At 64.3% G+C, this 20,692-nt stretch carries 17 protein-coding genes, 1 tRNA gene and 1 pseudogene; 10 read left to right on the top strand and 9 right to left on the bottom strand.

Annotated elements, in window-relative coordinates:
• Positions 1–43: 43 nt before the first annotated feature.
• The 3 genes from boxB to L5G33_RS15820 all read right to left on the bottom strand — a co-directional run bounded on the left by boxB (position 44) and on the right by L5G33_RS15820 (position 4,308).
• Complete coding sequence (gene boxB, locus L5G33_RS15830; protein WP_236999140.1) at positions 44–1,537, bottom strand: benzoyl-CoA 2,3-epoxidase subunit BoxB; 1,494 nt, start codon at positions 1,535–1,537, stop codon at positions 44–46.
• A 58-nt stretch (positions 1,538–1,595) separates the two neighbouring features.
• Complete coding sequence (gene paaZ / locus L5G33_RS15825; protein WP_236999139.1) at positions 1,596–3,146, bottom strand: phenylacetic acid degradation bifunctional protein PaaZ; 1,551 nt, start codon at positions 3,144–3,146, stop codon at positions 1,596–1,598.
• Between the two features lie 244 nt (positions 3,147–3,390).
• The gene (locus tag L5G33_RS15820; protein ID WP_236999138.1) at positions 3,391–4,308 is read right to left on the bottom strand and encodes a PaaX family transcriptional regulator; all 918 of its coding nucleotides are present in this window, start codon (positions 4,306–4,308) and stop codon (positions 3,391–3,393) included.
• Positions 4,309–4,496: 188 nt separating this feature from the next.
• Between L5G33_RS15820 and L5G33_RS15815 the strand changes: the two genes are divergently transcribed.
• From L5G33_RS15815 to L5G33_RS15800, 4 genes are all read left to right on the top strand, one after another.
• Positions 4,497–5,069 (top strand): acetate uptake transporter family protein, encoded by a 573-nt coding sequence (locus L5G33_RS15815; RefSeq protein WP_236999137.1) that lies wholly within the window; start codon positions 4,497–4,499, stop codon positions 5,067–5,069.
• Positions 5,070–5,137: 68 nt separating this feature from the next.
• Complete coding sequence (gene metA, locus L5G33_RS15810; RefSeq protein ID WP_236999136.1) at positions 5,138–6,052, top strand: homoserine O-acetyltransferase MetA; 915 nt, start codon at positions 5,138–5,140, stop codon at positions 6,050–6,052.
• A 45-nt stretch (positions 6,053–6,097) separates the two neighbouring features.
• Positions 6,098–6,742, top strand: coding sequence for a hypothetical protein (locus L5G33_RS15805; protein WP_236999135.1), 645 nt, complete (start codon positions 6,098–6,100; stop codon positions 6,740–6,742).
• 619 nt (positions 6,743–7,361) lie between these two features.
• On the top strand, positions 7,362–7,958 hold the full coding sequence (locus L5G33_RS15800; protein ID WP_236999134.1) for a recombinase family protein: 597 nt from the start codon (positions 7,362–7,364) through the stop codon (positions 7,956–7,958).
• Between the two features lie 190 nt (positions 7,959–8,148).
• Here L5G33_RS15800 and L5G33_RS15795 read toward each other — a convergent pair whose 3' ends face one another.
• A complete protein-coding gene (locus tag L5G33_RS15795) occupies positions 8,149–8,664 on the bottom strand; it encodes an antitoxin Xre/MbcA/ParS toxin-binding domain-containing protein (protein ID WP_236999133.1) in 516 nt (171 codons plus the stop codon).
• 4 nt (positions 8,665–8,668) lie between these two features.
• Complete coding sequence (locus L5G33_RS15790; protein WP_236999132.1) at positions 8,669–9,523, bottom strand: hypothetical protein; 855 nt, start codon at positions 9,521–9,523, stop codon at positions 8,669–8,671.
• Positions 9,524–9,840: 317 nt separating this feature from the next.
• Between L5G33_RS15790 and L5G33_RS15785 the strand changes: the two genes are divergently transcribed.
• The 4 genes and pseudogenes from L5G33_RS15785 (at position 9,841) to L5G33_RS15770 (ending at position 15,429) form a co-directional block, all read left to right on the top strand.
• On the top strand, positions 9,841–9,990 hold the full coding sequence (locus L5G33_RS15785) for a hypothetical protein (RefSeq protein WP_236999131.1): 150 nt from the start codon (positions 9,841–9,843) through the stop codon (positions 9,988–9,990).
• 344 nt (positions 9,991–10,334) lie between these two features.
• A pseudogene (locus L5G33_RS15780) lies at positions 10,335–10,487 on the top strand (ImmA/IrrE family metallo-endopeptidase); the annotation flags it as partial.
• A gap of 338 nt (positions 10,488–10,825) precedes the next feature.
• Positions 10,826–11,815 (top strand): hypothetical protein, encoded by a 990-nt coding sequence (locus tag L5G33_RS15775; RefSeq protein WP_236999130.1) that lies wholly within the window; start codon positions 10,826–10,828, stop codon positions 11,813–11,815.
• Complete coding sequence (locus L5G33_RS15770; protein WP_236999129.1) at positions 11,800–15,429, top strand: DEAD/DEAH box helicase; 3,630 nt, start codon at positions 11,800–11,802, stop codon at positions 15,427–15,429. The genes L5G33_RS15775 and L5G33_RS15770 overlap by 16 nt, the downstream gene beginning before the upstream one ends.
• A gap of 423 nt (positions 15,430–15,852) precedes the next feature.
• Here L5G33_RS15770 and L5G33_RS15765 read toward each other — a convergent pair whose 3' ends face one another.
• The 4 genes from L5G33_RS15765 to L5G33_RS15755 all read right to left on the bottom strand — a co-directional run bounded on the left by L5G33_RS15765 (position 15,853) and on the right by L5G33_RS15755 (position 18,131).
• Positions 15,853–16,116, bottom strand: a complete 264-nt coding sequence (locus L5G33_RS15765) for a hypothetical protein (RefSeq protein ID WP_236999128.1) — start codon at positions 16,114–16,116, stop codon at positions 15,853–15,855.
• Complete coding sequence (locus L5G33_RS19500; protein WP_372476919.1) at positions 16,071–16,493, bottom strand: AAA family ATPase; 423 nt, start codon at positions 16,491–16,493, stop codon at positions 16,071–16,073. Before L5G33_RS19500 ends, L5G33_RS15765 begins: the two co-directional genes overlap by 46 nt.
• A 1,208-nt stretch (positions 16,494–17,701) precedes the next feature.
• Positions 17,702–17,773: transfer RNA gene (locus L5G33_RS15760), tRNA-Gln, on the bottom strand.
• Between the two features lie 82 nt (positions 17,774–17,855).
• Positions 17,856–18,131, bottom strand: a complete 276-nt coding sequence (locus L5G33_RS15755) for a hypothetical protein (protein ID WP_236999127.1) — start codon at positions 18,129–18,131, stop codon at positions 17,856–17,858.
• A gap of 288 nt (positions 18,132–18,419) precedes the next feature.
• Between L5G33_RS15755 and L5G33_RS15750 the strand changes: the two genes are divergently transcribed.
• Positions 18,420–19,091 (top strand): GntR family transcriptional regulator, encoded by a 672-nt coding sequence (locus L5G33_RS15750; RefSeq protein ID WP_236999126.1) that lies wholly within the window; start codon positions 18,420–18,422, stop codon positions 19,089–19,091.
• A 127-nt stretch (positions 19,092–19,218) separates the two neighbouring features.
• Positions 19,219–20,691, top strand: a complete 1,473-nt coding sequence (glmU, locus tag L5G33_RS15745) for a bifunctional UDP-N-acetylglucosamine diphosphorylase/glucosamine-1-phosphate N-acetyltransferase GlmU (RefSeq protein WP_236999125.1) — start codon at positions 19,219–19,221, stop codon at positions 20,689–20,691.
• Position 20,692: the final 1 nt, after the last annotated feature.

The raw sequence follows: 20,692 nt of genomic DNA, 5'->3' as shown, positions 1-20,692 counted from the left end.
GGAGTCCTTCGGATGGGTCGGGTGGGCTGTCGGGGCGCGGCGCTCAGGCCAGGCCCTCTTCGGCGAGGTGGACGTAGTCGAACTCGACGGGCTGCGAGTTGATTCCGGTCTTCGGCGGTGCGATCCAGCTGGCGAACTCGCCGTACTCGTACTCGGGCACCATGAGCGCGGCGACGGCCTGGCGGTCGGCATCCGACGGCAGCCAGCCGTCCTTGTGAGCTTCCCAGGCGGCCGCGTCGAGGACGTCACCGTCCGGGCTGACGTGGACGTCGGCGTACACGCCGACCTTGCGGTGGAAGCCTTCATGAGGGAGCGTCAGACGCTGCTCGAGTTCGGCGTCCTCGAGTTCCTGATTCCATCGGGCTACGCCGTTGGCGCAGTCGGCGACGTACTCGTTGCGCAGATCGAGGTTCAACGATCCGAGCGCAGGCACCGTCTTCTCACGGATCTCGCCACCGTCGACATACGCCATGGTGCGCTCGTCGTCGAGGAGCGTGTGATCGTCCTTGCGACGCGTCTCCTGCCAGCGACCTTTGAGACCTTCGGAGTAGTAGTTGCCCGCATTGGTCGACTGTTCGGACCCGAACAGGTCCATCGACACCGAGAACTGGAAGTTCAGGTACTTCTGGATGATCGACAGCGGAATGACGCCCGCCTCAAAGAGGCTCTTCTCGTCGTCGGTGCCGAGTTCCTTCATCTTCTGCGCGGTCTTCTCGACGGTGCGCTGGACGCCGGTGGTACCGACGAACATGTGGTGCGCCTCTTCTTTGAGCATGAACTCGCAGGTGCGCGCCAGCGGGTCGAAGGCCGACTCTTTGAGGGTGCCAAGCTGGTATTTGCCGTCGCGGTCGGTGAAGTAGGTAAACATGAAGAACTGCAGCCAGTCGGTGGTCTCTTCGTTGAAGGCTCCGAGGATGCGCGGGTTGTCGAAGTCGCCGGAGTTTCGCTGCAGGAGCTTCTCGGCCTCCTCGCGGCCCTCGCGACCGAAGTACGCCTGGAGCAGGTAGACCATCGCCCACAGGTGGCGGCCTTCTTCGACGTTGACCTGGAACAGGTTGCGCATGTCGTAGATGCTCGGGGCCGTGCGGCCAAGGACCCGTTGCTGTTCGACGGACGCCGGCTCGGTGTCGCCCTGCACGACGATCAGCCGCATCAGGTCGGCGCGGTACTCGCCCGGCACCTCGTTCCAAACCGGTTCGCCCTTGTGCTTGCCGAAGTTGATCTTCTTGTCTGGGTCGGCTTCGGCGAGGAAGATGCCCCAGCGGTACTCCTCCATCGGCACGTGATCGAAGTGCGCCCAGCCGTCACGGCCCACCGCGACCGCGGTGCGCAGGTAGACGTCCTTGGTCGGGATCGCCGGACCGAGGTTGCGCCACCAGTCGAGGAACTTGGGCTGCCAGCCTTCGAGCGCGCGTTGCAGGCGCCGGTCACCGGCGAGGTCGACGTTGTTCGGAATCTTCTCGCTGTAATCGATCTTGCTGAGGGGGCCGGTGGGCTTGGGTGCTTCGCCGGTGCGGTCAGTGGTGGAGCTGGTCATGGTGTCTTCTCCTGTGTCGAGTGGAGTCGGGTCGTGCGGGAGGATGGGTTGGAGCAGGTCATCCGAGGGAACGCAGCAGGTCGGGCCCTGCTTGGACGGCGGTACGTTGCATATGGTGGTGGACGGCGCGCAGTCCGCCTTCTTCTTCACCGCCGCCCGCGCGCCCCGGTCCGCCATGAACGAGTTGCGGCATCGGGATCCCGTGTCCGGTCGATTCGGGTGCACTGTCGCGGTCGACGACGAGGACGCGCCCGTGGTGGGCGGCGATGCCCAGGACGGTCGCACGGGCGAAGTCTGCGTCGCCGCTGACCACCGAGGCGGCCAGTGATCCCTGACCGCGCGCGACCTCCGCGATCACGTCGGCGGCCGACCCGTCGTACGGCAGAAGCGTGGAGACGGGGCCGAATGCTTCGACGTAGTGCGCTGCCTGCGACGTCTCGTCGCCGCGCAGCAGGATCGGGGCGAGGAACGCCCCGATCTCGGGGTCTGCGCCGACGACGTCGACGGTGGTCGGGTCACCTGCGACGATCCGCGCGTCCGCGGCGAGTTCGGTGATCTTTGCGCGCACGTCGTCACGCTGGTCGGTGCCGACGAGGGCTCCCATCGTGACGCCGTCGGCGCCGGGGGCTCCGACGACCACGTCGGCAAGCCGGGCGGCGACCGCATCCTGGACGGCGTCGAGGTGGGCGGACGGTACGAACGCGCGGCGGATGGCCGTGCACTTCTGGCCGGCCTTGGTGGTCATCTCGGTGACGACCTGGTCGACGTAGAGGTCGAACTCCGGGGTCCCGGGCGCAGCGTCCGGGCCGAGAACCGACGCGTTGAGCGAGTCGGCCTCGGCGGTGAAGCGGACGGAGCGTCCGACGACGCTCGGATGCGATCTCAGGCCGGCGGCGGTCGAGGCGGAGCCGGTGAATCCGACGCTGTCCTGGCCGTCGAGCAGGTCGAGGAGTCCGTTGACCGGTCCGGCGACGAACTGGAGCGCACCGTCGGGGAGGGCTCCCGATTCGACGATGATCCGCACCGCGTGCTCGGCGACGTACGCGGTCGGTGTCGCGGCTTTCGCGAGGGTGGGCACGCCCGCGAGAACTGCGGGAGCCAGCTTCTCTAGCATCCCCCAGACGGGGAAGTTGAAGGCGTTGATCTGGACCGCGACACCCAGGCGGGAGGTGAGGATGTGCTGTCCGAGGAACAGCCCGTGCTTGCCGTACGCCGTCGGCTCGGGGTCGTCGACGATGACGGTTCCGTCGGGGAGTCCTTTGCGTCCGAGTCCGGCGTAGACGAGTGCGGTGCCGAAACCGCCGTCGACGTCGACCTTCGCGTCAGCGCGCGTGGACCCGGCCTTCGCGGACAGTTCGTACAGTTCGTCCTTGCGTTCACTGAGCGCGGCTGCGGCGGCTTTTAGCGACGCGGATCGTTCGGTGAAAGTCATTGCGCGGAGGGCGTTTCCGCCGGTGTCGCGAGCGTAGGCGAGGACGTCGGCGAAGTCGACGTCCGCGGCGGCGACTTCGGTGACCGGCGCACCGGTGACCGCGTCGCGAACGACGCGAGCGTCGCCTGCACCGGTACGCCATTCACCGGCGAGGTAGCTGGGGAGTGTGTCGACCACATCGGCTCCGTTCATGGGCTGCTATCGGGGTCTTCCATCTGAAAAACACCCTACAACTGTTTAGTACTTCGTCAAGATATTGTCACATATTTAGGGTGACCTAACCCACTTGACCAGTGAGAAGTGCCCTGCCTGACTGCACAAATTCGAGACGCAGAGCGACAACAAGCGCTTAACCCTGCCGTTGGTGTCAGTGGGTGACACCAACGGCAGGGTTAAGCGCTACGAAGCAGGCGCGTCGCGCCTAGATGCGCTGTGCGGCGTCCGCTTGGAGTTCGTCCCAGCGAGCCTGCGCGCGACGATGCCACTGCGAATGGCGGTCATGGAAGACGGCGGCAGCGCGCGGACCGGGCCATTCGTGGTCGAGCAGTTCGCGCGGCAGATCGGGGTCGAGGAACGGGAATCGTCGCCATTCCTGGACCAACGCGACCTGAGCCGCGAATGCGTCGACTGCCGACTCCGCACGACGCTCCGAGAACAACCCGAGGAAGTCGAGGTAGCGGGATTCCACGTCGGCGAGATCCCACGCGGAGGAGACAAGCGACTTCTCGTCGCCGATACCCGAGGCCTCCCCGACCCACGAGAAGGTCTGACCCGTCAGACCGAGCTCGTCAACCACCCGTCGGACGTCCTCGACCTTCGAGGTGTCCGGAGTGATCCACAGTCCCGACTGCGGGGAGCCCAAGCCGAGCCATGTGAACCGGGTCCGCAACCGATGCCGCAGTTTGCGTTGCGTCTCGGGGATCGAGACGGCGAGTGTCAGCCATCTTCCGTCCCACGCCGGTGCGCTGCGCATGAAGCCGTAGATCCGTTCGGCGCCTTCAGTGAGGAGTTCGACACCCGAATCCGTCAGCTCCCACGCACTGCGTCGCCCGTGACGACTCGACGCGAGCAGCCCCTCCGACGAGGTGCGGGACAGCGCTTGGCGTGCCGCTCGCTCTTCGACGTCGTGGAGTGCCAACGCATCCAGGATCGTCGCTGTCCAGACCGGCTCGTGTCGCGGCAACGCGAACTCGCCCAGGATCGTCAGCAGCAGCGAGCGAGCGCTGGCCGACCCGACCTCGCGTCGTCGGCTCAGGGGGTTTGACCCCCCGGCCACATGCTCCGCTGTCACATACCCCTCCTCGACGATCTGCGGCGGCAACACCACCTGGTCAAGCACTATAACGCCCGTGCATACAGCGAAAAGCGAACGCGCGCCGCCCATTCGATCACCGTCCAGCGCGGGACCCTCCGATTTCTTTCTACATTTCCATAACGTATCTCCACTTTTATGTATTATTCACCACACTCGCGTCGTCTGCGCGAGCTTCACCGCTCCCCTCCCTCGCCCTTCGTAAAGGACCCCCCATGAGCACGTCATCGCATATCCCCGTCGGCCCCACGAACACCATCGGAGACCCCGGCGGAGCAGCCCTGTTCACGTTCGGACTCGCCCTCACCTGGGTCTTCTTCGCCGAGGTGGTCAATCACGACGCGATCGGCGCACTCGTCTTCGGACTCCTCGTCGGAGGGATCGGCCAGACGATCGGTGGTGTCCTCGCGATCATCCGCCGAGACAACTACCTCGGAAACCTGCTGATCACTTACGGCATCTGGCTGATCGGCTTCTTCCTTCTGTCGATCCACGAGCTCGGCAACGCCGACGCCCGGGCGTTCTGGTCGTTCGCACTCGTCATCCCGTCGGTATTCCTCGCGGTTCCGGCGATCCGCAGTGGAGCGACCGCGATCATCGTCGCGTTCGTCTTCCTCATCGCGCTCGAACTTTTCCTCGGTTTCTCCCTCCTGCACGGTGACGTCACGTGGCTGGGCAAGGCCGTCGGCTGGTCCGCACTCGCGTCGGCGCTGCCGATCTACTACCTGGGCTATGAGCGGCTGATGGGCGCCGTCGCACCGAAGTCGCCCGCCGCTGTCGCCGGCTGACGCATCGAAGGTGAACAGGGGAGGAACTGCCAAAGTCTCCCCTGGCCGCAGAACTACACTGGTCGACGATGCCTGTCACAATGCCGCACGAGCTTCCCGCCAGGGCGATCCTTGAGGCGGAGAACATCTTCGTCATGTCCGACGAGCGCGCCGGACATCAGGACATCCGGCCCATGCGGATAGCCATCTTGAACCTGATGCCGATGAAGGTCACCACCGAGACCCAGTTGCTGCGGCTCCTCAGTAACACCCCGCTGCAGATCGAGATCACGTTGCTGCATACGGCCAGCCATGTCTCGCGGACTACGTCGGCGGAGCACCTCGATTCGTTCTATTCGACGTTCGACGATGTGGCACACCAGCATTTCGACGGCCTCATCATCACTGGCGCACCGATCGAGAAGCTCGACTTCGAAGACGTCGACTACTGGCCGGAGATGACGAGGATTCTCGACTGGACCCGCACCAACGTGCAGTCGACCCTCCACGTCTGCTGGGGCGCGCAGGCCGCCCTCTACCACCACTACGGTGTGGGCAAATACGAAGTGCCGCAGAAGATCTCCGGCGTCTTCAACCACCGGCTCACCGGCGCGAAGTCGCCGATCATCACCGGGTTCGACGACGAGTTCCTGGCGCCACACTCGCGCCACACGGACGTCCACGCATCCGAGATCGAGGCGACCGGTGAGGTCGACGTGTTGGCCGTGAGCGAGGAGGCCGGAGTGTTCCTGGCGGCGACCGCGGACGGCCGTCAGATCTTCGTGACCGGCCACCCGGAGTACGACGCGGACACGCTGTACCGCGAGTATCGCCGCGACAGCGAGCAGGGACTGCCGGTGCCGGTTCCCGCACACTACTTTCCGAACGACGATCCCACCGCAGTCCCGCTCAACCGCTGGCGCGGACACGGACACCTGCTGTACGCGAACTGGCTGAACTACTGCATCTACCAGGAGACGCCGTTCGATCCGGCCGAGGACTGAATCGGTGGGTTTCGACGGCTGGACGGGCGGAGAGGCGGCGCGATCATGACGGCAAAGGATCGCAAGGAGTCATTGCTCGATCGGGCCGTGGAGAAGCTGTTCGTCGGCTCGGGGTCGGACGTGCCGTTTCTCATCCGACACAACTGGGCCCTCCCGGCCAGCATCTTCGGCGGCTGCGGCGCCTTCCTGATCCTCGTGGTGATCGCAGTCCTCCAAGGCTGGGCACCGGTACTCATGTGGATCGTCATCGGGATCAGCGTGGTCAGCGCCCTCTTGATGCTCCCTACCTTTGTGCAGATGTTCAGGGCAACGCGCGGGCCGCTCCCGGCACTCGACCGGACGCCCCGCACCGCCGAAGTCACGCTGCACGCCGACGACGGCGACGGCGGGCAAATCCTCCTCGTCGAATACCGCGACAAGGACGGCCAGGGACGCGACGCGCAACTCGCCGACGTGATCCACGATTCCTGGGAGGATCGGTTCGTACCTGGTTCACAGTGGCAGGTCTACGCCTTCCGCGACCCCGCGCTCGGCGACACCGTCGTATTCCTCACCGAAGCGCACAACGACGTGTGGCGCAACGGGTGGAAGCTCGACGGTGTCCGCATCGGCGGTGAAAGCGGACCGGTCAAGCCCGGCCCTGGATCGCCGTTCCTGCGAGACGACTCGAAGTGGGAGTTCGAGTCGTGATCCAGACGACCGCGAGGTTCCTGACATCCGTTGACCTCGTCAACCGGGCCATCGGAAATGCTGGCGGCGACGTACACCAAGATCTCCATCTTGCTGGCCTGTAGGGCGCCGATTCGTGTCTTCCCCGAGCATTGCCAGCTCAGGGAAGACGACAGCCAACGATTGCTAGCTTCTCGACCTGTTCCTTTGCTGCGCATTCCTGTGCCTCGTCGACTGCGCCTGGTCTTGGCGTCGAGTGCCGCTCGCGCGGCCACTCTGAATCCTCGACGTCAGCAGAAGGCCTGCGGCGAGAAAAAGTCCCCACGAAAGAAACATCGGATCCCACAGCCACGCATGGCCGATCATTGCGCTTCGGTCATATCCGCCGTCGGGATTGATGATCCCGCTCAAGACTAGGTTGCCGATTAGGGTGTTCACGCCTCCCCATATCACGAGCACCGATGCCCCCAGCCAACAGAAGGGGCGGATTAGCCGCGCAGCACGGCCCCACGCGTGCTGCGTAAGCGGCAAAAGGGCGAACCCTATCTGTAGATCTGGTACCAGCAATCGCGGCCAGTGTTCACGCAGGTGGCCCGATACCATATCCAAGTACCAGTTCCGCACTGCCACGGAGGCCCGAATGAGCCGAGTCGCCTTCTACGCTCGCGTGAGCACCAAGGGACAGAGTCTGAATCAGCAACGCGATGCGCTCGCCGCCGCACGTATCACCCCCGACCGCGAATTCTCGGAGAAACTGTCGGGAACCGCTGGCGTCGAACGCCCGCAGTACACCGCTGCTGTCCAGTGGCTTCACGAGGGGGGCGAAGGCGGCACGCTTGTCGTTGCCGCGATCGACCGCCTCGGACGCTCAGTCGCCGAGGTAGCGGCGACTGTCGCCGAACTGGCTGCCGCCGGAATCGCGGTGCGGTCGCTGCGCGACGGCGTCGATACCAGCACGAGTGCAGGCCGACTCGTCGCGAATGTGATGATCAACCTCGCCGAGTATGAACTCGAAGTGGGCCGCGAGCGACGTGCCGCTTCCCGTTCCGCGCGAAAAGCACGCGGCCTGAACGCGACCAAGCCGCACAAGATGTCGGCCACCGCACGCCGAGAGATCGCCGAACGCTATCGCGACGGCGAACCCCTGCAGCATTTGATGAGCGTGTACGGCGTCGGCCGCTCGACCGTCCTTAGGTACGCACGCGACCACGACTGCCTGCGAGGCAACACGCTGTAGAGGCATGGCTCTTCGAGCCGACTCGTGGTTCCTGCTAGCCGATCGTTCAGATAACCCGACAGTATGTTCGATTTAACTGAACCACGGGCCGTCGGCGGTACAGGACCATGCTCGGATCGACGATCATGACCGGGAACTCTGCGAGGTCGACAGGTGTCTGACGGAACTGCCAGGGCGACGTCTTCACGGCTCACCCGGCCCACCGAGCGGCATCAGCGCGGGCTTCGGCCAACACCACTCCCGGATCGCGCCCATCGCGCAGGTAGTCCACGGCCGTGGCGCCGCCGAGAGCCTGATTCCGCGTCCGCAGCCAGAGCGCCGCAGTCCACGCATCGGTAGACCCACGCAGGACCGTCCAGACCTCGTCGAGGTGGTCGATCAGCTGACTATCGTCGGTGAACTGCCATACCGGGTATACCCACGTCCGTCGGGCTTCGGTCAGCTGGCAGCCGATGATCGTTCCCGCAGCGACTCGTTTGGCGACCGCCTGCTTGCTGATTCCGAGGATGCTGACGACGCCTGCGGTGTCGTAGAACGGACCCCCGGCCTGGTCATACACATCGCCAGTGGGGAGTGCCGCAATCATCGCGTCGGCGATGGCATCGATGTCGGTGAAGATCTCAGCGTCAGCACCAGTCGCGGCGGCGGCGAACTTCTCGTCGAGGCGCTTGCGCAGCGCTTTGACGATCTCAGCTTTGCGGTCCACGAGCCTATCCGTTCGTACGCGCTGCTTCATCGGCCGAAGGCTCCCCGTCGAGCGGCTCATTTTCGTCGGTGTACTCATCGCCCCAGAGCGCCCAATAGTCGCTGTCATCCCAGTCGCACTCGCATGTGATCAGTTGCCCCTCGCAGTTAGGACACTCCTCCAAGACACATCCGGGGCCGTGCTGCTCGCCCAATGCGGCAGCACAGTCCCGGCAGAAATCGGCGGGCGCCCGGCCTTCCATGTAGTCGGCGGCCCACCACTTCTCCTGCCCCCATGGCGTGCGCGACACCTCAACCCCGGCGAGAACAAGAACTTGCACGCGCTGAGCGGCAACCAGTCGGCGCGCCCACATGCGATGCATTTCGCGCCCTCGGAAGACGATGAACTCGCGGCGAAATGACTCAGCCATGTCCATGGCAGTTTGTACATGCTCATCCGGGATGTGATCAGAGAGCGACCCCGCGAAATGGGCGCCGTGGAACTTGTCGAGAAACTCAAAGATCAGGAGGTAGTTTTCTCGCACTTCCTCCAGGACGAGGTCTACTTCATAGTGCGTGATCTTGTTCCGCCATCGGATCGCAGTCTCGATTGCCTGTTTGTCCGCCGCGTCAATGCCCACACGGGCCGACAGAAGACGAGGTATTGCTCGCTCGAGCCCCACCGTGAGTTTGCCGGGTCGATCGACGTCCTGCCATATCAGCAGCTCATGCTCGTTGAGTAGTCTTTGCTTGAGGAGGAGTTCCACGGCGTGCACCAGATTAAGCACCGCGAACTTCCATCGTGTCGGATCGGTCGCAGCTCTTTCGACGTAAGCGAGCGACTCGGCGAATGAGTCATAACCATTCTCGAGCAGAGACATGCGGAGGCTAGTTCGAACGACTTCGGTCATCAGGTCTCGATCTCAGTAGGAACGTACGTGGGCGTCGGCGCTAGGCGTGTCACCAGGCTATCGGCGCCCAATGTCTCCAGCGCCAGGAATCGCACGACCGCTTTCGCCACCAGCGGGTCGCCTGGCCCTCGGGGATAGTCAAGTCCGCGCTACCTGTGAATGCGCTACGTCGACCTGACCTTAACGTCGCCACAGTCAGCGTTCCGCATGCCTGGGCGGACCCACCGCTCATCGCCCCGTGCACCGACGCCCCTGGGCACCACGACACGTAGGAGAGAATCGGGAAAATGGACACCACCTGCCGTTTCGAAGTGGCCCGTGCCAACCCGCGATTCTCGGGGCGGATTGAGATTGAATTCGCCGATCGCACTGTTCGCGATATCGACTTTACCGACGACATCTACGGTCCCAATCCTGGAGTCTTCGAGAGCCAGTGACGAACTGGCCGCGCCGGGCGCACAATGGTGCGAGGAGGCAGAGCGATGAGTGCATTGAGTGGAGATGCCCTGGTCGGTCGACGAGTGGACAGTCAACGCTCGGTCCAGGATCTCACAGAGTTGCGCCGTCAGGCTGAACGTCGCATTGGGCGACCGATCGCCCCCTCGACGAATGAACTAGCGCTGTATTGGGACGCGCGACTCGAACCTCCGTCGCTCGACAACGGGCGACCGGACTCTACGGCACCGGAACGATCTGGCTCCTGAAAGCGAGAAGCCAGGTTCCTGCTTGGCAGGGGGCCTGGCTCTCTAAACCTGCTCGTACGTCGGGGGTTGGATCACCCGTCGTCAACGAACGCCTGCCGACACCGCGCAAGCGATTGACGCTCGCGCACGAGTTGGGGCACCTGGTGCTGCACAGCGAGTTCGACGCCAACGAGTTCGCCGCCGAGTTCTTGATGCCCGATACTGCGATAAGGCCGGAACTCACAGCGCTCAAACCCACCTAGCCGACTCAGGGCTCCTGCCAGCCGATCATCCGATAACCCGAAGATATATTCCGGTTATCTGAATCATGACTGCACTGGGGTGAAGACACGCCCATCGCCTCAGGTCTGGGAAGTCCTCTTCGCCCTTGCCCCAGGCCTCCAGACGGCCCTACTCGAACACAAGATAGCTACGAAGCAGAACCTTGGTGGCAGATTGGCGCAGGCACTCCGCTGCGCCCCGCTCGCCGTCACCACTGCGGGAGGCACCACAGTGCCGTCCCCCGGTAGGCTCGGACCATTGTGGCGTCTGACGCGGCGTCCGCCAGACACGAATGAGGAAGCACGCAGTGAGCGGGACATCGACGCCGGCCAAGAAGTCAGCGAAGAAGGCTGCCAACAACGTCGCGGCTACCTCCGCAGCCAAGGCAAAGGCAGTCGTTCCCGAGCCAGTACCAATTCCGATCCCGGCAGTCCTCGCCCTGGCGACGGCGAGCGCTCAGGGCGACAGACTTGACGCCTTCACGGACTCCGCGCTTGACGACGCCGGTATTGGCGGGGTTTGTCGCTGGCATAGCGCGAAGGTCCTGGCCTTACCTGATGACGAACGTGCCGCGATCGCCTGGATCGTGGCGCAAGCGGTCATGCGGAGCCGTACCGGAGGCAATAACGCCTTCGATGTTTGGCACACGGCCATCACCACCAAGACGAAGCTGTCGGGGAAGGACGCCAGGCTGGTCGAACTGTTCATCGATGACGTCTTCGGGCTGCCCGGCGGCATCAAGCCCCCGGCGGACCATCTACTCGGACACGTGGGCGAATGGCTCTGGTACCTCCACCTGTCCGAGTTCGCCGAGGACCACCGTTCGATTTTGAACCTGGAGTCACCGAAGTTCGGCGTGACTGAGCAGGGAGCAGATGGTCTGGCGCTGTACGAGTCCCTGACCGGGGAAGACACATCCTTCTGTCTCTGGGAGATGAAGAAACTCACCGGAACATCGCCAATGTCCGGAACCACAGGGAAGGCCTACCGCCAGCTTCGTGAAAATGGCGGCAAGTATCTGGCGAAGCTCACCAAGAGCTACGCCGAACAGCCTGGTCTGGTGGGACAGTTGGGCAGCGAACTCGCCGAACTGTGGGTGGAACAGAGTTCGCGGGCCGGCGTTGGAGTCAGCGTGGCAACGGATCGAGTTCCGCCGGAAGCTGCGCCGTTCACCACGATGGGCACCCATTTCCCGCAGTTCGACAGTCCAGGCCAACTCGAAGGCCTGCTGCTCACCGTCGAAGACCTCTGGCAGCTCGCCGTCACCGTTCGGAAGTACCTGTGGACCGCGCTCTAAGACCAGAGTTCGTCGCCGAGGCGCTCGGGGAGCACGCCGAAGAAATCCTGCTGCCTACGGTCGAACAGCTCATCGAACTCATCGCAGCAGTCGAAGTAGGCGCCTTCGCCGGGATGGACGATACCGACGAACAGCTCCTCGAAACGGCCTGGTACCTGCACGGCGTCGCCTCAGCGTCCCTGGCGGCAGAGCTTTACACGGCCGCCAGGCAGCAGCGCGCCTTCGCCGTCTCCGCCCACATCTTCGATCTGGCGCTGAACACGTCGAACCTCGGCCTGATGGACCGGTTGAACTACGCGTTCGCTGCTCAGGTCGGATACCGCCGCGCAGATCTGGACCCGAACGCCACCGCCATCTGGCGGCGAGTAGACGCCGACCTGGACGACAGTCCGCCCCAAGGTCCGAACGCCGGGGAAGCACAGAGCGTCCCAACGAGGGAAACCTCGGACGACGGAGCGGATCGGTCGGGCGAAGACACCGAGCCTGATACCGAGGCCATCACCTCAGGCATCGGCCTACCCCGCGGCAGCGCCTTCTCCCTTATGGCACTGCGGGCAGGTATCGCGTTCTTGGGCCTAGACATCGGTCGCATATCCGAACTATTGACAACCTGGCGGGCAAACGTCGAGAATGTGCGCGAAATCATGGGTACCGACTCCCTGGTCCCGACCATGTTCGGGCCCGCTGAGCAGGTTGTCTTAGCCATCGAGGACCTCGTTGACTACCTTCGCTACGGGCAAGGCACGAGGCTGGAGACTGCACGGGCCGCCCTGCAGTCGGTTGTCGACCTCTCAGCAGGAGAAGGAGACGCAGACTCACGCTGGGTAGCGGCCCACCTGCTGACCATCGCCGACGGGTTGGAGGACTCCAGCATCTGGAGCGTGCTGCCGCCCGACAGCCCGCCCGAACTCGCGCAAGCCTTTACGATCGGCACACCCCCGGTTCTCACCCTCTGGCCGCCACAACGGGAACTACTGCGCCGCACCGAACTCAACCCCCTCGACCCGGCGACCACGAGGCTGCTCCTGTCCGTGCCCACAAGCGCCGGCAAGACACTGCTTGCCCAGATCATCATGTGTCACCACCTGGCCACGGCATCCGGCGACGTCTGCTACGTGTCGCCGCTGAGAAGCCTCGGACGTGAGATGCGCCAAGCGCTGTCCAGCCGGCTCCGGATCCTGCACAAGAGCCTCGGTGATGACCTACCCGACTTTGGGTCGATGAACCTGAACGACCTGCTCGCATTCTTCAGCGAAACAACCAGCGCAGCCTCAGTTGAAATCATGACCCCAGAGCGGCTCTCACACCTTCTGCGCCGCGACCCGGATGGCGTCCTCGGGCGCTTCACGATGTTCGTCATCGACGAAGCACACCTCGTTGCTGAACCGCATCGCGGGTTTCTGCTCGAATCAATCCTCAGCGTCTTAGGCACGTCCGATGCTCGCCTGGTCCTGCTCTCCGCCGTGATGGGAAACGCGCAGCAAGTCGCCTCCTGGCTGGACGACAGCAGCCCTAACACTCTGTTCTCGTCCGACTGGCGCGGCCCCCGCAGGCTTCACAGCGTCCTCAACAGCGAGATCGTGTGGGACAGCGCACGCGAACTGAAAACGAGGTCGGTGGTCTACCCCGTCCGCAAAGAGTTCGACGTGATCGGCAAACTCCGCATCAAGCCAGCTGAAGCTGCGACCAAAATCCTGTGGACCGATCGCGAGCGTCCGCTCGGCGTTAGGCAACTCGAATACCCGGCCGGCCGCGGCAAGCCCCGGGTCGGCAAGTCAACTGCTTTCTACAAAATTTGCGCCAAGACAGCCTGTGCCTTCCTGCCCGCAGGAAGCCTCCTGATGATCGTCACCAGGCGCGACTTCGCACGAAACGCCGCGACAGTGATGGCGGCTGGGCTTCCGATCAGCAACCGGACCGGGAAGCTGATCGGATTCCTTGTCGAACGCCTCGGAGTCGAACACCCCCTCATCGAGTGCGTCAGGTACGGGATCGGCTATCACCACGCTGGCCTTCCCGTCGACGTTTTGGACGCGCTTGAACAGGCCATCCGCTCGGAGAATCTGCTCGCACTCGTGGCCACGTCGACGTTGACCGACGGCGTGAACCTGCCGGTCCGGACGGTCCTAATTGCCGAGACCTCCTATCCGACCCAGGACAAGTCGCAGCACTACGACGCCGCTCGGCTGCTGAACGCGGTTGGCCGGGCGGGCAGGGCAGGCCGCGAGACCGAAGGCTGGATCATCCTCGCACTGCAGCAGGAATCGAAGGCCTCGGATTTCGACAAGCTCCGCCCTGCCGTCGACGACCTGCTCATCGAGTCGACTCTCACCTCGGACGAGGCGTTGGAGACCTTGGAGGAAGCCGAAGCGCTGCTCGCATCCAGCGCCGACGAACTCTTCACGCTCGCCGATTCCGCAGCAGCAAGCTTCGCGTCGTTCGTGTGGTTCGTCCTGTCAGCCCACCAGAGGCTGGAGGAACTGGCCACCAGCAACAACATCATCGCCTCCGTGAAGCGACTCCTCGCCTTCGATCAGATGTCGCCGGAGTTGGCCGCCCGATGGATAGCGTTTGCCCAACGGATCACCGGAATCTACGAACATACACCCGCCGACAGCCGGCACCGCTGGGCGATCGCGGGAACCTCTCTGGGTAGTGCTCGCGAACTCGAACGGCTCGCTATGCGCGTGGCTGACCTGGTCGCGACGACCTACTCCGACCCGACCGACGACGGCCGCGCACGCGTCCTCACCCTCCGAGAGGCGCTGAACGTGCTCGACGAAGTCGCAGTCTTCGACACCCTCCTCGCGCTCCCCGAAAGCGGAAAAGTCTGGACCTTCAAGAAGACTCCCGCAAAGCGCGAGACCCTGGAAATCGAAGTCGCACCATTCTTGCAGGGGTGGCTCGAAGGGCTCGACACGCCCTCGCTCGCAGCAGCGACACAGCCCATGGTCTCCGACGCCGCCTGGCGCCTTGAGCAGACTGTCGACGCCATCAGCGGCGCCATCGAGCACTTCTTCAGCTGGACTATCGGAGTCCTCGTCGAACAGGCAAACGGCATCCTGAGCGAGGCCGACGCACCGATCCGGCTACCCGAGGATCTGCCACTGATGATCAGGTACGGCGTGGACACCCCGCAAGCCGTCGCGATCCTGAGTCGCGGTGTCCGCTCAAGGCGCCTGGCCCACGCCGTCGGCCGCAAGGCTGCGGGCATGGGGCTTCAACTTGACGAGACAATCACTTGGCTCCGCATGCTGCACATCTCCGGCTGGGTTGACGAGTTCGACGCAACGCCGCGCGAGATCGAGGACCTGGCAGACCTCACACGCGATGTATCCGCCACCAGCCTGCTGCGACAGCTACTTTCCTCCGCTGAAGCAACGGCCAACCTGCACCAGCCCATGGACCCGTACCCGCTGTCTGAGATACCTGTCTCGCTGAGGGCGGACAGAGCAGCTGAACCCATCGAAGTGTGGACCGTCGGCGAAGCTTCCTACAGGATCGGTCTTGTTGCCGCTGAGCATCATGCGGACTACATCGCACTGGTTAAGGCAGGCCTGTCGTTCTCCGTGAGAACCGAGGGAGGCGTCCTCACCATTCGCACTGACAGCTGACGGGTGCGCCCGGCTGCGAGCTCGCCGCGCAGCACGACAACCACCGCTCCAGTCGAAAGCACAGGGTGTGCTTGTCATCTCGCGAGCCTCAGCGAGCCATCGATCCGGGTTCTTGCTAACTGAGACTGGATTCGTCGATAATCCGCTTTGCAACTGCGGCTTGGAACTGCTTGCTCGACAGGAGTTCCTCGTACAGCGCGACCGTTATGCGCTGCAGACTGACTCGGTGAGGACCGTCGGACTCTTCGAGGTCCAGCAGCATCTGCTTAAGGTCTCGACTGAGCGCACGCGGCAGTCGGACGGTCAGACTTGAGGTCAAGTCGGCGGCTCTCCCGCTAGACGCAGCGCGTCCTTTCTCAGACTTGGTGGACGGTAGCGAAGCTGCGCGTTTCGCTTGAGCACGTAGCCCGTCGGCGGTCCCCGTCACGCGCCGAATCCTGGCTCGTACCGTTTCACTGAGGTCAGCAACTCCTCTGCCACATCACGGTAGATTCCAGGGCTTACGTTGCGCCCGAAGGATTGTGCGAACCGCTCCAGGCGCGGGATCCGGGTGCGAAGCACCGGCAGTCCCATCTCAACGAGGATCTCGGCGAAGACGTCGCCCGATGCTGCCGACGCGATCACTTGCGAGAGGAGTACCGCTACGACGGGGCTCGTGTTTCGAGCGGAGATGACATCCTCGAGCATGTCGTGCACTGCGCCGATCCGTCGACGTCGATAGTGGTGGGTGCGCAGGGGATGACTACATGGGTCGCTGCGTGGAGCGCGGAGGTGATGACCCCTCCGGCGATGTCCATTGGTGGTGTGTCGATCACGATGTCGTCGAATCGACCCCTTGTTAGGCCTGGCAGGCGATTGTGCAGACTCGCCGAGGGCAATGCGATGACGTCGACCCGCCACTTGTCGCCAGCAAGGTCTGACCATCGCAGAAGGCTCTCGTTCTCGCCGTCCGCATCCACGACCAGCACTCGTCGCCCGCTGTCGGCCAGCGTGTGAGCAAGGTACGCAGTCGTCGTCGTCTTCGACGTTCCCCCTTTTGGGTTCACCACTGCTATGACATTCATAGTTTCCTTCCGTTCGGTTCGTGACGTCGTGACTTCCTGCTGTCTTGACGTCGTGGCGTCTTGACGTCATGACGTCCTGCTGTCTTGACGTCATGACACCGTGGCTTCATGACGCGACCTGACCTAGCCTTCGCCCGGACTCTTGACTACTGCGACGACGACCTGCGCGTCGCCGTCGTGCGGCGTCAGCGTCAGCGGACCGACGCTGGGCTATCGCCGCACGACGTGCTCTGGCGCAGATGGCGTGTGGGAACCGTGCGCCGGCTTTGGCAAGTGGCGTGCGGTCGAGTCGATCCCCTTTGAGCAGTGCGCCGCCGCAAAGCAGGCAGCATTTGCCCCATCTCGTCTGCCAGTGCGGTGCTTTGAAACCCGGTTCAGGTGTGGGGCCGACTGCGCGGCCAGTCCGCTCGCTGGCTGGCACCGTGACGGCACCACTCACGACAGCCGAGAGCGTCGGTGCGTGGGTGCGGAGAACATAGGCGACAGTGGCGGCGGGCAACCCCAGGTCGAGTGCTCGGGTCTGAAGGTTCGCCTTCGTGAGTGTCATGGGACTATCTCCTGGTCGGATGGAGTGTGTGTAGTGGACCTGGATGCCAAGCCACCCAGAGCGTCCCGGCGGTTCGCCGCTGATTCCGCCTGTCAGCGCCCATGCACCATCGCCACGGGACACCGGAACGGGCCGCGGGGATACATCGTGGGAGGCCCACAGGCTCTGATCAGGAGCGGTGGTGGGTCGCGTGTGCCAGCTGGTTATACGTCGGGCTGTGCAGGAACGACGGTCAGTCAGTCAGTTCCCGCTATGGTCTGCGCAGCTCGGATGGACGACGCTGAGGCCACCACAGAGGGCCTCGGCAAAGTCAAGAAGTTCGTCGATGCACGACCGATAAACGACCACGAGTGTGTCGATAGAAGATGGCCTAGCCATGAGAAATCCCTTCGGTCGGTGGCGAAGGGAGAACCGCTGGTCAGCGGTGGTGGACGACGCGCCCGCCGAGCGGGTAATGGTGGGTGTCAACGCGGGTGGAGATCACCGTCCTGATCCCCTCGCCAGACCCCGGCAGGTGTTGGAAGCACCTGGTCGGGGTCGTTATTTTTCCGGCCTGCAGACGCCTCATCGAGCCCATTGGGCCATCGCGTATGCGCAAGACATCGTCCTGACGGAAATAAGCGTTCGCTTATCATACCGACTGAACTGCGCCTTTGCTTCGCTCCGCCGCCAGGACTCGAACCTGAAATGCCTGAACCAAAATCAGGAGTGTTGCCGATTACACCACGGCGGATTGCTGCGGCCTTGATTCTGCCACAGCGTCTTCAGCGCCACCCACCGAGCCGACCGCGGTGGGTCGGCCCGGTCCCGACGGCTCAGTACAGGCTCGGCGCCGGCGAGCAGTTGGCCGGGAAGACGGCCGCCGTGGAATGCGGCATGACCACTGCGATCGACGGGTAGACGATCCCATTCGGGCAGGTGTAGTTGCCGTAGCCGATGCCCACGGTGTCTCCGTGGTTGTGGCAGATCGAGCCTGTGCACACGATGTTCGGCGCTGCGTCGGCCGCGCCGACACCACCGAACATCGCGGCTGCGCCGACCCCGGCGAACAGGCCGGCTCCGGCGATCATTGTTCGAACACGTCGGTTCATTTGGACTCCCCCTCGTACACGCCCCGGCATCTCCGGATGCGTCCCCTGCGCGTCGCATCGTTTCGCGACTCACCGACGGTGATTATTCCGTATCGGTCATACGCCCTGATCTCCGGCACCGTGGGGCCAGACCTTCGGCCGCGAGTCGCGCCCCACCCCATATATGAAACGCCGACCATCCTGCGGATCCAGCCTGCACATCGGACACGGCGATCGCGGACGTTGCGGCCCTACTGCGGGGCCAGCGCAAGCATCCGCGACAAGTCATGTTTCATATATCATCCATTCGTGTCTACATCAGGTCCCGCGCGGCAGCAGTTGACGGACGAAGTCGCCGATCGGCTGCGGTGGAAGATCATGACTGGCGAGCTGGCCCCGGGCGGCTTCATCCGGCTCGACGAAGCCGCGGTCGAGTTCGGGTGCAGCGTGACCCCGGTGCGCGAAGCCCTCGTCGCCCTGCGCAGCGAAGGTCTGGTGCGAAGCTACGCACACCGGGGTTTCGCCGTCGCGGCACTCAGCCGACGAGACATCGTCGACATCTTCTGGATGCAGGCGGAGTTGAGTGCCCGAATGGCCATGCGCGTGCCGGAGAACTCGACTCTGACCACGGCCCTGCCCCGCCTGAACGAGACCGTCGACCGCCTCGAGGTCGCCGTCGACGCCGGCAACGCGCGGGCGATCTCGGCGACCGAACGCGAATTCCACCGTGCGATCTACCGGTTGGCCGACAGCCCGAAGGCCGCCTGGCTGTTGGGTTCGGTGGCCCGCTACAGCCCGTTCGAGCTGTACGCGGAAGACCCGGAGTGGGGCCGACTCACGGTGGCCGGCCACCGCAGGCTCATCGCCATGATCGGCGACGACGACAAGCCGGGGATCCACGCCGAGGTTCGGGCTGCGTACACCGATGCACGCGACCGGCTCATCGCTCGTCTCGACGCAAGCGGCTTCTGGCAGGACTGACCGGGGGCGTCGTTGACCCGGTCGGCGCGAGCTCTCGACCGGCCCGGCGGGGCTCGACGAACAACCGGACCCCGGTGCGTAGGATTTCCTCGGCAGCCGTCAACAGTGTCGAGTGAAGGACCCATCCATGAGCAGACAGCCCGGCCAGACCGGAATCGCGGTCATCGTGCTGGCAGCCGGAGCAGGTACGCGCATGAAGTCGAAGACGCCGAAGATCCTGCACCGCATCGGTGGCCGGTCGCTGGTCGGACACGCCATGCACGGCGCGGACGGTATCTCCCCGGACTCCCTCATCGGCGTGGTGAGTCACGAGCGTGAGAAGGTCAGTGCCGAGATCGGCTCCGTCGCAGCAGTTCTCGGTCGCAACATCGTGATCGCCGAACAGGAGTCGCCGCTCGGCACGGGCGACGCCGCTCGCGCGGGAATGACCGCGATCCCCGACTTCGACGGAACCGTCCTCGTCACCGTCGCCGATGCTCCCCTGCTCGACGCGCAGACGCTGTCCGAACTCGTGGCGGCACACACCGAGGGCGACGGCGCCGCCGTCACCCTCACCAGCTTCGTCGTCGCCGACCCCACCGGATACGGCCGCATCGTCCGCGGTGCCGACCGGTCGGTCACCGCCATCGTCGAACACAAGGACGCCACCGACGCGCAGCGAGCCATCGACGAGGTGAACGCGGGCATCTACGCCTTCGACGCCGCCGTCCTGCGCGACGCGCTGGCCGGCCTGTCCACCGACAACACCCAGGGCGAGTACTACCTGACCGACGTCATCGAGATCGCACGGACCGCAGGACGCACCGTGCGCGCCCACGTCGTCGACGATCCCGCCGTCGTCGCAGGCTGCAACGACCGCGCGCAGCTCGCCGACCTCGGAGCCGAACTTAACCGTCGCACCGTCCGCCGCCACATGTTGGCCGGCGTCACCGTCGTCGACCCGGCGACCACCTGGATCGACGTCGACGTCGTCCTCGGCCAAGACGTGCACATCGAGCCGGGCACTCAGTTGCGCGGACACTGCGTGATCGCCGACGACGCCGTCATCGGCCCCGACACCACCCTCGCCGACGTCGTCGTCGGCGAGGGCGCATCGGTGATCCGCACCCACGGTTCGGGCGCGAACATCAAGGCGGGCGCCACTGTCGGTCCCTTCGCCTACCTGCGGCCGGGCACCGACCTCGGCGAGGCAGGCAAGATCGGCGCCTTCGTCGAGACCAAGAACGCGCACATCGGCACCGGTACCAAGGTCCCGCACCTCACGTATGTCGGCGACGCCGAGATCGGCGACTACACGAACATCGGCGCGTCGAGCGTCTTCGTCAACTACGACGGTGTGGACAAGCACAGAACGGTCATCGGATCGCACTGCCGGACCGGCTCGGACAACATGTTCGTGGCACCGCTCACGATCGGCGACGGTGTGTACACGGGTGCGGGTACCGTGCTCCGAGGGGACGTTCCATCGGGTGCACTGGCCGTGAGCGCTGGATCACAGCGCATCATTGAAGACTGGGTGCCCACCAAGCGCCCCGGGACGGCTGCCGCCGAGGCTGCGGTCCGAGCCAAGAACGGTCGAGACCAGGAGAATAAGAGCTAGC

Origin of the sequence: Gordonia liuliyuniae (genome assembly GCF_021738805.1) — a bacterium.
GTDB lineage: Bacteria > Actinomycetota > Actinomycetes > Mycobacteriales > Mycobacteriaceae > Gordonia > Gordonia liuliyuniae.
This window is presented reverse-complemented; position numbering and strand designations above follow the sequence as displayed.